7 protein-coding genes are annotated in these 12,596 nt (G+C 68.5%); all 7 read right to left on the reverse strand.

Features of this window, described 5'->3' with window-relative positions; translation table 11 throughout:
- Nucleotide 1: 1 nt before the first annotated feature.
- Nucleotides 2-3,490 (reverse strand): double-strand break repair helicase AddA, encoded by a 3,489-nt coding sequence (gene addA / locus ETX26_RS06275; protein ID WP_129523775.1) that lies wholly within the window; start codon nucleotides 3,488-3,490, stop codon nucleotides 2-4.
- Complete coding sequence (gene addB / locus ETX26_RS06280; protein WP_129523776.1) at nucleotides 3,487-6,504, reverse strand: double-strand break repair protein AddB; 3,018 nt, start codon at nucleotides 6,502-6,504, stop codon at nucleotides 3,487-3,489. Before addB ends, addA begins: the two co-directional genes overlap by 4 nt.
- Nucleotides 6,497-7,213, reverse strand: a complete 717-nt coding sequence (locus ETX26_RS06285; protein ID WP_225425518.1) for a nucleotidyltransferase family protein — start codon at nucleotides 7,211-7,213, stop codon at nucleotides 6,497-6,499. The genes addB and ETX26_RS06285 overlap by 8 nt, the downstream gene beginning before the upstream one ends.
- Nucleotides 7,210-8,199 carry an aminoglycoside phosphotransferase family protein gene (locus ETX26_RS06290; protein ID WP_129523777.1) on the reverse strand — a complete coding sequence of 330 codons (990 nt, stop codon included), beginning with the start codon at nucleotides 8,197-8,199 and terminating at the stop codon, nucleotides 7,210-7,212. Before ETX26_RS06290 ends, ETX26_RS06285 begins: the two co-directional genes overlap by 4 nt.
- The gene (gene tsaE / locus ETX26_RS06295) at nucleotides 8,196-8,636 is read right to left on the reverse strand and encodes a tRNA (adenosine(37)-N6)-threonylcarbamoyltransferase complex ATPase subunit type 1 TsaE (RefSeq protein ID WP_129523778.1); all 441 of its coding nucleotides are present in this window, start codon (nucleotides 8,634-8,636) and stop codon (nucleotides 8,196-8,198) included. The genes ETX26_RS06290 and tsaE overlap by 4 nt, the downstream gene beginning before the upstream one ends.
- Entirely contained in the window at nucleotides 8,636-10,978 is a 2,343-nt protein-coding gene (locus ETX26_RS06300; RefSeq protein WP_129523779.1) for a PAS domain-containing sensor histidine kinase, read from the reverse strand. Before ETX26_RS06300 ends, tsaE begins: the two co-directional genes overlap by 1 nt.
- Nucleotides 10,979-11,084: 106 nt before the next feature.
- Nucleotides 11,085-12,497, reverse strand: a complete 1,413-nt coding sequence (gene ahcY / locus ETX26_RS06305; RefSeq protein WP_129523780.1) for an adenosylhomocysteinase — start codon at nucleotides 12,495-12,497, stop codon at nucleotides 11,085-11,087.
- Nucleotides 12,498-12,596 lie beyond the last annotated feature (99 nt).

Genomic DNA, 12,596 nt, shown 5'->3' on the forward strand with positions numbered 1-12,596 from the left:
TCTATTTAGGGCCGCGATCTGCCGGCTCAACGGGCGCGCGGCCAAAGCTTTCCTGCGCTATGGACAAGGCGGTTTTCTGCGCGGCCAGAACCTCCGCCGGGATCGCGATCAGCCGCGGCGCCTGCGTGTAGAGCACGGCCGCGGCGATCTCCCTGCCCGGATAGATCTGCGCAAGGGCGGCGGCGTACGCGGCCATCTGACGAAGGGTGGATGACGGCACCTGCTCGAGGTTTTGGGGCGGACGCCGCGCGGTCTTGAAATCGACCACGGTTACGCGGTGGGGCTCGACCAGCAGGCGGTCCGCCGTGCCGGCGACGACCTGACCCTCGACGATCGCCGCGAGTGGAACCTCGGCCAGCGCCCCTGGAGCGAAGACATGCGCGAAAGCGGCATCGGCCATCACCGCGAGCGCGGAGGCGAGCACCTCGTCGCGCATATCGGCGGAAAGGCCCTGCCCCTGCCGCTCCAACCATTCGCGCCCGACCCGCTCGCGCTCGCCGACCGGCACCTCGGGCAGGCGCTCGAGCAGCTTGTGCGTCAGCGTGCCGCGCAGCGCCGCCTCGCGCAGCATGTCCGAGGGCAAGGGCGGGTCGGCGCCGGTGTCCTCGCCTGCGGCTGACGGCGCGAGAGGACGCGGCGGGCGCGGCTCGGGACCGACCGGCGTCACGGCCCAGGCGGGCAGCGCAGGCTCCGCCTTCCGCTCGGCCGGGTCCTCGACCGGCAGCGGCGGCGCCGGCGCGCCGATCTCCCACCGCGCACCCCACAGGTCGTCCGCGAGACCGTCGCCCTCGAACAATGGGCGAAGGCGCGCGTACCAGCTATCCGCGTGCGGCTCCCCCTTTTCGCGCGGGCCGAGCGATCCGCCGATGAACAAGGCCTCCTCCGCCCGGGTCATGGCGACGTAGAGCAGGCGCCAGTGCTCGCACATCTCCTCGGTCCTCGCCGTTTCGTGCGCGGCGGCGATGGGGCCGAGGCGCTGGTTCTTCGGCAAGCCGGGGATCGGCACGCCGCGGCCCTTGCCGCCGCCCGGAACCGGCTCCACGAGCGTCAGCGGGCCGCCCGAAGGAGGCGTTCCGGTCGCGTCTGCCAGGATCACGATCGGCGCCTGCAGCCCCTTGGAACCATGCGCAGTCATGACCCGGACGAGATCGCCCCCCTCGCCCGCCTCGCGCTTGAGTTCGCCCTCGCCCGCATCGAACCAGCGGATGAAGCCCTGCAGGCTTGCCGGATGCGCGGCGGCATAGGCGTGCGCGGCATTGAGCAGCTCGTCGATCGGATCGTTGACCTCGCTCCCGAGCCGCGCGACCAGCCTGCGCCGTCCCTGCCATGGCCCCACGAGAATCCAGTGGAGGAGCGCTTGCGGCAGCTCGAAATCGGCCCGCGCGAGCAGTGCGCCGATCCGTTCGAGCGTCTCCACCACGAGCGGTTCGCGCGAGGCGCGCAAGTGCGTCCACAAGCGGACGCCCTTCGGCCGATATCCGTGCTCGAGCAGGTCGTCCTGGCTCCACCCGCCGAGCGGCGAGACGAGCAGATTGGCGAGATTGAGATCGTCCAGCGGCTGCGCGGCGAATCGGAGCGCCGCCATCAGGTCCTTGACCCCGAGCGGCGCGCCGAGGCGCAGGCGGTCCACGCCCGCGACGGGCACGCCCGCCGCATGAAGCCGCGCGACGATCAGACCGGCAAGCTCCTTGCGCTTGCGCACCAGCACCATGATGTCGCCCGGGCTGGCGTTCCGGGGCGCTCCCTTCGCCAGTGGGAAGCCATCATCGAGCCAGCGCCTGACCTGCCGTGCGATCCGGTCGGCCATCTGCCGGTCGTGGCGCGAAAGCCAGCCCTCCTCGCCCTCGTCGTCCCCACTCTCTAGGGTCTCGCCGGTGACCGGCTGCCAGAGCGTGACGAGCCCGGGCCGCGCCTCGCCGACATGCGGCTCGGACGGCGTGCCGAGCCCCAGCTCCGCGAATCCGATCGCTTCGATCGCGCGGTCGACGAAATCGAGCACCGGTTGTCCGGTGCGGAAGGAATGGCCGAGGCCGTACTCCTGCAGGCGGCGGACCGGCACGCCCGCGCGCGACCGTTCAGCCGCGTCGGCCGCCGCTTCCATCTCGCGCTTCACGCGGTTGCGCGCGGCTTCGAAGTTCTCCGGGCTGGTGCCTTGGAAGCGGAAGATCGCCTGCTTGTAATCGCCGACGGTGAAGATCGTGCGCAGCTTGCCGTCGTGCGCACCCTCGCCGCTGAAGAAGTCGTCGATCAGCGCGAAGACGATCGCCCACTGCTCGGCATTGGTGTCCTGCGCCTCGTCGATCAGGATGTGGTCGAAGCGGCGGTCGAGCTTGTAGCGGATCCACGCCGCCATGTCAGAGCGGCCGAGCAGGTCCGCGGCGCGGCGGATCTGGTCGTCGAAATCGACCAGTCCCTCGCGCGCCTTGGCCTCTTCCCACAGCAGGGCGAACTTGCGGCCGAGCTCAAGCAGCGGTGCGATGCTTTCCGCCAGCGCCAGAAGGCCGAGGAACTCGCGCACTTTGCCGATGCATTCGCTCGCCCGCGCGCTCGCGCCGGAGAATGCGGGATCGGCGGACTTGGGCAGCTTGGGGTTGCCGTTCTTGTAGAACAGCGCGTCGGCCAGCGCCTCGATCCCTGCGGCGCGCATCGAGACATCGCCTTCGAGCCAGGCGCCGATCGCCTCGACCGCCGCCGCGCCGGTCTTGCCCTTCCACTCGCGATACCGCGCAAGGCAATCGCGCAAGGCCGCGACATCGAAGCTCTCGTCCGCGCAAAGCGTCGCCGCATCCTCAGGCCGGGCATCGGCTTCCAGCCCGAGGAGCCGGTTGACGCGCGGACGCATCGGCGGCTGCCAGGCGCCGGGGCCGAACCAGAGCTCGCTCGCACCGGCGCAGCGCATGAGCCAGGCCCGCACTCCATCAGGCCCCTTCTCACGGCTGAGGCGGGCGATCGCGTCGAGCGTCGCCGTGTCGCCCTCGCGCTCGGCTGCGAGCAGCATCTCGGCCAGCACGTCATGCGAGAGCAGCTCGCGCTCTCGGTCCTCCATCGGGCGCGAGCCGGGGACGATCCGCGCTTCCTCCGGGAACGTGGCGAGCAGCCATTGCGCAAAGGCGTGGATCGTGTCGATCCTGAGCCCCCCGCCCGGCGTATCGAGCACGCTGGCGAAGAGCGTACGGGCGCGGGCTCTGATCTCCGGCGTTGCCTCTGCGCCAATGTTGCGGAGTTCGTTGAACAGGTCCCCGTCCGGCATCCGCACCCAGCGCGCGAGCACGTCGTTGACCCGCACCGCCATCTCCGCCGCGCCCGCCTTGGTGAAGGTGAGGCACAGGATCTGCGACGGGTCGGTGTCCGGTTGAAGCAGCAGGCGCAGCACGCGGGCCGAAAGAACCTGCGTCTTGCCCGTTCCCGCCGAGGCGGAAAGCCAGACGCACTCGCGCGGATCGACCGCCGCGCGCTGGTTGCCGTGGAGCGGATAGACCTTGCCGCTCATGCGCCGTCTCCGTCGTCGAGACGCGCCTGCCACTCGTCGAGGCGCATGAGCTGGTCGTAGTCGGCATAGCCCGGATAGTCGGGGTTCTTGCGCGCGGTAAACGGTTCGGTGCCCTTGATGTAGTCGCCGATCGCCTCGTGCAGCTTCTTTTCGGTCAACGGGAGGAAACTCTCGGGCGCGATGCCGACGCGCTTGGTGCCGATCCTCAGCGGGGTTTCGACATAGCCGAAATCGCCTTCGCGATTCTTTGCGAGCGACCAGTATTCGAACGCGGTTGGTTCGCCGGAGACGCCCTCTATCCCTCTAGCTCGCGCCATCATACCGATCAGACCGAGCTGGAGTGCGAATCCTTCCTGCACCATCGCCCAGCTCGGAGGCTTTCCGGTCTTGTAATCCACGATCGCGAGCTCGCTGCCCGGCAGGCGGTCGATCCGGTCCGCGCGCCCGTGAATGCGGACACCGTCAACGATCATCTCGCCCTTGCGCTCGACCGCGACCACCGTCCGCTCGGGCTGCGCATCGATCTGCGCCTCGACCCATTCGAGCGCCGCCATCAGCCGGGGGCGCCACAAACCGCGCATCAGCGGATGGGCGTTCATCTCCTCCAGCACATCTTCGGCGATCGGCTTGAGCGGAACCCGGGGATCGCTCTCGCGGGCCAGGTGCCAGCGTTCGAGGATCTCGTGCGCCGCCGTCCCCTGCCATGCAGCGGAGGGCTCGGCATCGAGCGCGTCGAGGCGGCGCAGGCCGAGGATCGCGCTGGCGTAGAACTGATAGGGGTCGCCGAGCAGCCGGTCGAGTGCGGTGACGGCGATCGGCACGTCGCGCTGCTCGGCGCTCGGGCGCGGCGCGGGGCGCGGATAGGGCGGCGGCTCGCCCGATGCGGCGTCGAGCGCCCGCGCCAGCTCCACCGCGGCCTTCTCCCGGTGCGATTCGAGCAGCGTCTCGCCCAGAAGCGCCTTGACCCGCAGAAGGAAGCGCGATGGGATCGCCGGACCGCTCTCGTCCCGCGCGGCCCGGCTCAGCACGACTTCAGGCGCGCCGAGAGCGCCGGCGAGATCGTGCGCCGACAGCCCGATGCGGAAGTCCGCGCCGGGCACCCCGAGCGCCCGCATCACCGGCGGCGCGAGCAGCGGATCGGGTGCGGGGCGCGGCGGCCAGCTCCCTTCGTTGAGGCCGCCGCAGATGACGAGGTCCGCCCGGCTCATGCGCGATTCAAGCAGGCCGTAGATCGCGACGCGGGGATGCCCGCCATAGGGTGGCCGCACGGCCACGCGCTCCATGGCCTCGCGCAGGACGGTGGGCAGATCCGAGGGGCCCAGCTCGAGGCCCGCCTCCCGCGCATGCAGGCGCAGGTCGTCCACGAAGGCCGAGAGGGCGCGCCCATCCTCGCGCGCCCAGAGCTGCTCGCCGCACAGCGCCTCGCCCGCTGCGGCGAGCGCGTCGAGCTGGTCGGCGAGCGACGGTTCGCCGTCCCCGCGGGAGAACAGCGGCGCGAGGATCGCTTCCGCCTCGCGCCACCATTCCTCGATGCCCCGCGCCTTCGCAGCCCTGCCCTGAACCAGGCCGCGCAGGGGAGCGAGACCCGGCGCCGGGCGGGGGCCGCGCAGCGCCAGCTCCAGCGCGCGCGCATTGTCGAGCCAGTCGGCACGCCCGAAGGGGAGCCCGGCCAGCGGATGCTCCAGCAGCGACATCAGCGGGACCGGTGCCGCCTCCTCGGCCGCCACTTCGGCGAGCAGGAGCAGAAGCCGCCCGGCCGGCGTCTTGGAAAGGGGCCGACCGGCCGAATCGTCCGCCTCGATATTCCAGCGCCGCAGGTGCGCCGCGACGCGGGCCGCCAGCCCGCGGTCGGGCGTGACCACCGCCACGCGCTTGCCGGGCACCTCCAGCGCCTCGCGCACGAGCAAGGCGATAGCCTGCGCCTCCTCCTCGGGGTTCGCGCTTTCCATGATCCGCACGCCTGCGAGACGGCGCTTCTCTGGCGGAAGGTCGACCCAGCCCGTGCTTGCCTGCGGCGGCAGGAAAAGGCTGGAGATCGCGTGGCTGCGCTCGGGCTCCGCCGCGCCGAGCCCCCGGCGGTGCCAGGGTCGGACCTCGCCGCGCGCCACGCCCATGCGGTTGAGCAGCAGCTTCAGGTGGTACTGCGGGTGGGTCACCGCATCGCCGGGCGCAAAGGCCGTGTCGTCGGCACTGTCGCCGCGGCCCGCACGGCCAAGCTCGTCCCACACGGAATCGTCCAGCGCGAGATCGAAATCGGGCAGCACGACGGCGCCATTGGGCAGGTCTGCGACCACTCTCAGAAGCTTCGCGAGTTCGGGCGCGGTGCTGGTCACACCTGCCGCGACGATGGGGCTCCCAGGCGGCCGCTCGCGCCAGCGCTTCGCGGCGCGCGCGAACAGCATGTTCCGGCGCGTGGCGGCGTCCACCATGCCGAGCTGGCGGAGCTCGGCCAGCCACATCGTCTGCACGGTGTAGAAAAGCTTGGTGTTCTCGGTCCAGTGGGCGGCGACTTCGGCGAGCGCCTGCATCACCGGCTCCTTCCACAGGTCGTCCGGCGCGATGCCTTCGACCAGCAGCCGGTCCATCGTCTGCCCGATCTCATGCGCGATCCGCAGCCGGCCGGCCGGCGTCGGCCGCGGATCGCGCCCCAGCGCCGCCATCGCCTGATCGACGAGCTGCGCCAGCGTCAGCCAGCGCCGCGTCGGCTCCACAGCCGGAGGAATGTCGCTCGCGCCCAGCGGGTCGAGCAGCGTACCGAGCATCTCGTCGAGATCGAGGTCGCCGACCACCGCCATGCGCGGCATCAGCATTCCAGGCTGACTTTCGGCCCCGAAGTGGCGAATGAACGCTCCGGTGACGGTGCGGACCGCCCGGGTGCTTGGCAGCAACAGCATCAGACGCGCAAGGCCGAGATCGGGTTCGGCGTAGCGGGGGACGAGGCCGGCTACCAGCGCATCGGCGAAACCGCGGTGCGCGGCGATCGAATAGACGCTCGGCCCGCTCCGTTCAGCCACGCCTGAGCGCTTCTTCGGTCGGCTTGATGGCCTCCGGCGTCCCCACCTCGAACCACAGGCCGGTGAAGACGGCGCCGTAGAGCCGTCCCTCGGCGATCGCGCGCTCCCACAGCAGCATCGTGCCGAACGGGCCGTTCGGCGGGTCGCGCAGCAGGCGGTGCGAGACGAGCTGGATGCCAGTGTAGATGAACGGCGCAACACGGCCCGGCAGGCGCCGCTTCAACCGCCCCACCGGGTCCATATGGAAGTCCCCCAGGCCGCGGAAATTGCTCGCCCGCGCATGGGGAACCACAAGCAGCAGCGCGTCCATCTCGTCCGGGTTCCAGAGCTCCGACAGATCGGCGAAGGCATTGCGTGGCCCGTCGAGCCAGATGTTGTCGGCGTTGAGGCAGAAGAAGGGGTCCGGCAGGTGCGGCAGCGCCTTCACCATACCGCCACCCGTCTCGAGCAGCAGGTCGCGCTCGTCCGAGATCGTGACTTTCGGCTTGGCGCGCTCTTTCAGATGCGCCTCGAGTGAATCGGCGAGGTAATGGACGTTGACCGCCGCTTTCGCCACGCCGGCGTCGGCGAGGCGATCGAGCGTGTGGTCGATCAGCGGCTTGCCGGCGACCCGCACCATCGGTTTGGGCTGACTCGCCGTCAGCGGCCGCATGCGCTTGCCAAGGCCCGCGGCCATGACCATCGCGGTGTCGGAGGCGAGCGTAGTCACTGAATCTCCCCGCCGAACGTATCGCGGATATTGCGCGGGATGTTGAGATCGAACCAGCTTGCGACGGGCGCGAGCGCGGGATGCGCGAGATCGCGCTCCATCGCTTCCCACACGCGCGGAATCATTGCGAGGTAGCGCGCCTTGCCGTCGCGCTTCCACAGGCGGGTGAAGATGCCGACGATCTTCGCATTCCGCTGCGCGCCGAGCCGGGCGTAGTCTGCCTCGAACTCTTCACCGGGCGCGCCGCGTGCGATGTAGCGGTCGAGCATGGCCCGTTCGAGCTCGGCCGAAACATCGCGGCGCGCATCCTGCAGCAGCGAAACGAGGTCGTAGGCGCGATGGCCGACGAGCGCGTCCTGAAAATCGATCAGCCCCTGCGCACCGATCCCGTCCGGCGCGGGCCCGAGCAGCATGATATTTTCCGCATGATAGTCGCGCAGCACCGTGACCCCGGGCCGCTGACGATCGAGCAGCGGGCGGAGCGTCTCCGTCCACGCGGCGGCGTAGCCCCCGGTGTCGACGGTCAGGCTCATCGCCGGGCAATACCACTCGGTCAGCAGCGCGGCTTCGCGTTGATAGACCGTCATATCATAGGGATCGAACGGCCCTGGGGGCGCGCGGTGCAGCTCGACCAAAGCGTCGATCGCAGCCATGTAGGCATTCGTCTCGCCTTCAGGGTTCTCGTCCAACCAGTCGCGCATCCGGTCGACCCCGAAATCTTCGAGCAGGATCCAACCCGCTTCGGCATCCTCGGCGATGATCTCTGGGGCCCGCTGCCCGTGTGCGGCGAGCCAGCGCGCCACGTCAAGGAAGGGACGCGGGTCCTCCTCAGGTGGGGGCGCATGCATCAGCATCGCCCTGCGGTCGTCGCCGCGAACGCGAAAATAGCGGCGGAAGGACGCGTCGCCGGGGATCGGATCGATCGTCGTCCCTCCCCATCCTGCGCTTTCGAGAAATTGAATCAAGCCATCGGGCAGTTCGCTCATGGTAGGCGCCCTAGCCAATCCGCGCCGGGTTCGACAATCGCCTTGCGCGCGCCGCCGGCAATTACCAGTGCCACCGAGAGGCAGCCCCGCTCGTGTGCGAAACCGCCGGCGTTCTCGGGCCACTCCGCGATTAGCGCCGCGCCCTCGCGATAGTCGTCGAGGCCGATCTCCACCGCTTCGTCCGTGCGTTCGAGCCGATAGAAGTCGGCGTGGACGAGCGGCGGGTCGAGCGCGTCGTAAGTCTCAACAATCGTAAAGGTTGGCGACGGCACCTCCCCCTCGTGGCCAAGGGCCAAGACGATCGCGCGCGCCAGCGTCGTCTTGCCCGCACCGAGGTCCCCCGAGAGGGCGATCACATCACCCGCTCGCAACCGGGCGGCGATGCGTTTGCCGAACGTTTCCACCGCGGCGAGGTCATGAAGGCCCACTTCGTACATCACGGCAGCTCGATAGTCACCGTCGTGCCCACGCCCTCGCGCGAGACGATCTCAAGCGTGCCGCCGTGCGCCTCGATGAGTTGGCGGGCAAGCGGGATACCCAGTCCCTGGCGGCGCACCAACCCATTGCCGTCGGACGTCGTGCGAAGCCCGTCGAGCGCATGGGCGAGTTCCTTAGCCGTCATCCCCTTCCCGTTGTCCGAGATCACGATGCGGGCGCCCTCCGCCTTGCGCGTAAGGTCGACCACGATCTTGCCGCCCTTGCCGGTCGCCGCGATTGCATTGTCGAGCAGATGTCCTATCGCGCGGCCGAGCTGGCGGGGGTCCGCATCGACTTTGCCCGCCGCACTGCCGCGCAAGTCGAGGCTCAGCCCATCGCTCAGGATCGCCTGTTCTCGCTCGCGCACGACCTTCGTCACGAGCGGCATCAACGCAATTCGCTCCTTCGCAATCGGTAACAGCCCGGCCTCGCTCTGCGAGAGATCGAGCACGTTCTCGACCTGGTCGGCCAGCCTTGCGACCGACTCCAGAATGGCGCGGACATAGTCCTTGCCCTGGTCAGAAAGTTCGCCTGCCGCACCGCTCTCCAGCAGTTCGGCGAATCCGCCGATCGAGGTCAGCGGCGTGCGGAACTCGTAAGACATGTTCGCGAGGAAGCGGGTCTTGACCTGATCGGCCTCCTCCAGCGCCATGTTCCGTTCGCGCAGCGCTTCTTCCGCCTTCTGCGAGTCGGTGATGTCGAGCACGGTTAGCAGGCCGTTGCCGTCGGGCAGCGGCACACCCGCGAATTCAAGCGTGCGCCCATCGGCGAGCTGAATTCGACCGCCCTGCTCCTTGCGGTCAAGCGTTGCGGCACGGATCACCTCACCAATCGCCGCGGCTTGGTTTGGCTTCGAAAGATTGGACGCGATCGCTTCGAGCAGGCGATCCGCGGAAGGATGCGTATCCATCAGATCCGAATCGAGCCCCCAGGTACCTGCAAAGCCGCGGTTCCAGAGTTGCAGGTTTCCGTCCGGTGCGAACACCGCAAGCGCTTCGAACAGGCTGTCGAAGGTCGCGGTGCGTGTCCGCAGCAGGGTATCGCGCGTGGCGGAGAGCGCCAGTTGCTCAGTCCGGTCTTCGGCAATCAGAACCAGCCCGCCGTCCGGCATCGGATTGGCAACGACGCGCAGATGGGTCTTGTCGGCCAGCGGCCACGCCTCTTCGTGCGGGGCGCCGGCGCTGAACCACTCAGCATGCTCGCGGCGCCAAGCCGGGAAATCGCGCACCTCGGGGGTCTTCCCTGCGTCCCGCGCATCGCTGAGAAAGCGCTCGAAATCCAGCCCGGCCGCAATCGATCCGGGGGCTACGCCGAATATGCGACGGAACGGCTGATTGGCAAAAGTCAGGCGACGGCGCGGGTCGAACTGGGCCACACCGACCGACAGCTGGTCGAGGATCGAACGCTGCGCCTCGCGGAAGGCGCGAAACTCGCGGGCGAGTTCCTCCTGATCCTCGATATCGATCGCGTAGCCGGCGATCCCGTCCCGCCCGAGAGGTAGGTCGCTGACTCGAAGCGAGCGCCGTTCGCCAGCCACCGTCGTCGCGACGATCCGCTCGATCGGCGTGTTCTGCTCGGCCGACTGGCGGGCGACTTGCGCCGCCGTCAATCCGTCGGTCACCTCTATCAACTCGAGCTGGCGCTCGACGACATCGGCCGCGCTGGCTGCGCCGACTGCTTCGACGTAAGCCGTATTGACGAGCTGCAGCCGCGCGTCCGGCCCACGGAACCACATTGGCATGGGCGCCCCTTCGATCAGGCCGACCAATGCCGCGAAATCACCACGGGCACGCGCCGCCTCCTCGCGCAGGAGGGCGAGTTCGCTCTCGCTTTCGCTGAAATCGAACACCCAGACGAGCGCCGCGCCGCCGGGCGAGACCTGCGGATCGGCCAGAGCACCGCGCAAGGCCAGGCTGCGCTTCGACCCCGGCGGCGTAATCGCCATTCGAAACGGTGCCGCCGTCTTCTGCGCGCGGCGCACGTTCTCGGTCAGCTCCGCGAGTTGCCCTTCGGATAGGCCCTCGCCGTTCCGACCAGCCAGTTCACTCAAGTATGCGGGCAGCTTGGGGAACCCGAGCCACGCGGCGAGCCGCTCCGATGCCTCGATCCGCATGTCGGCACGCACCAGCAACGGAATGGCCGGTGCCTCGTCGATCATGCGGGCCATGCGGCGCGCGGCGCGGCGGCTGGTTTCCGCCCCTTTGGCCTTCCCTGCGGCCGCGATCATCAGCCAAGCTGCGCCGGCCGTCCAGGCTGCGAGCAGCAGCCCGATCAGAGCCAGCGCGGTAGGGGAGAGATCCATGCCGATCAGCTATGCGGCATGTGGAAAGGATGCAACGGCTATCCCGATGCAGGTATTCGCTGCCGAACACCCGTCTTGGTGTCCGGCAGCGGAGGCTGCGCTTTGCTCAATAGCGGTAATGATCGGGCTTGAACGGCCCGTTCTGCGGCACGCCGATGTAGTCGGCCTGCTTCTTGCTGAGCTGCGTCAGCGCCACGCCCAGCTTCTCGAGGTGCAGCGCCGCGACCTTCTCGTCTAGGTGCTTGGGCAGGACGTAGACGTCGTTCTGGTACTCGTGGGACTTCGTGAACAGCTCGATCTGCGCCAGCGTCTGGTTGGTGAAGCTGCTGCTCATCACGAAGCTCGGATGGCCGGTCGCGCATCCAAGGTTTACGAGACGGCCCTTGGCGAGCACGAGGATCGACTTGCCGTCGGGGAAGGTGACCAGATCGGTGCCCGGCTTGATTTCCTTCCAAGTGTAGTTGTCGAGCGCGGAGATCTGGATCTCGCTGTCGAAGTGGCCGATGTTGCACACGATCGCCATGTTCTTCATCGCCTTCATGTGCTCGGCGGTGATCACGTCCTCGTTGCCGGTCGCGGTGACGAAGATGTCGCAGCGCGTGACCGCCTCTTCCATCGTCACGACCTCGAACCCGTCCATCGCCGCCTGGAGCGCGCAGATCGGGTCGATCTCGGTCACCATCACGCGCGCGCCGCCGTTGCGCAGCGATGCAGCCGAGCCCTTGCCGACATCGCCGTAGCCCGCAACGCAGGCGACTTTGCCGGCCAGCATTACGTCGGTGGCGCGGCGGATCGCGTCGACCAGCGATTCCTTGCACCCGTAGAGGTTGTCGAACTTGGACTTGGTGACCGAGTCATTGACGTTGATCGCGGGGAACGGGAGCTTGCCCTTCTTGGCGATCTGGTAGAGCCGCATGACGCCGGTAGTCGTTTCTTCGGAAACGCCCTTGATGTTCTGCACCGCCTTCGTGAGATAGCCCGGCTTCGCCTTCACGAAGGCCTTGAGCGCGCGCTGCATCTCGATCTCTTCGGCGTTCTGCGGCTCCGGCATTTCCTCACCCGCCTCGATCCGCGCGCCCCACAGCGCGAACATCGTTGCGTCGCCGCCGTCGTCGAGGATCATATTGGCAGTGCAGTCCGCGTCGTCGGCAGTCGACCAGTCGAAGATCTTGCCCACATAGTCCCAATAGTCTGCAAGGCTCTCGCCTTTGACTGCGAAGACCGGGATGCCCTGCGCCGCGATCGCCGCCGCGGCATGATCCTGCGTCGAGAAGATGTTGCAGGTCGCCCATCGGACTTCGGCTCCGAGTGCGACCAGCGTTTCGATCAGCACCGCGGTCTGGATCGTCATATGCAAGCTGCCGGTGATCCGGGCGCCCTTGAGCGGCTGAGCCGCACCGTACTCCTCGCGCAGCGCCATCAGGCCCGGCATCTCGGTTTCGGCGATCCCAATTTCGTCGCGCCCGTATTCGGCGAGGGTGATGTCCTTGATGATATAGTCGTGCTTGGCGTCGGCCACGAATGATCTCCTGCAATTCTGCTACGTCCGGCCCCGCGCGAAGGGGCCGCCTCATGATCGGTCGCGATGTAGCGATCGGTCCGTTTCGAGGCAAATATA

It is taken from the genome of Pelagerythrobacter rhizovicinus, from assembly GCF_004135625.1.
GTDB classification, from domain to species: Bacteria; Pseudomonadota; Alphaproteobacteria; order Sphingomonadales; family Sphingomonadaceae; genus Pelagerythrobacter; species Pelagerythrobacter rhizovicinus.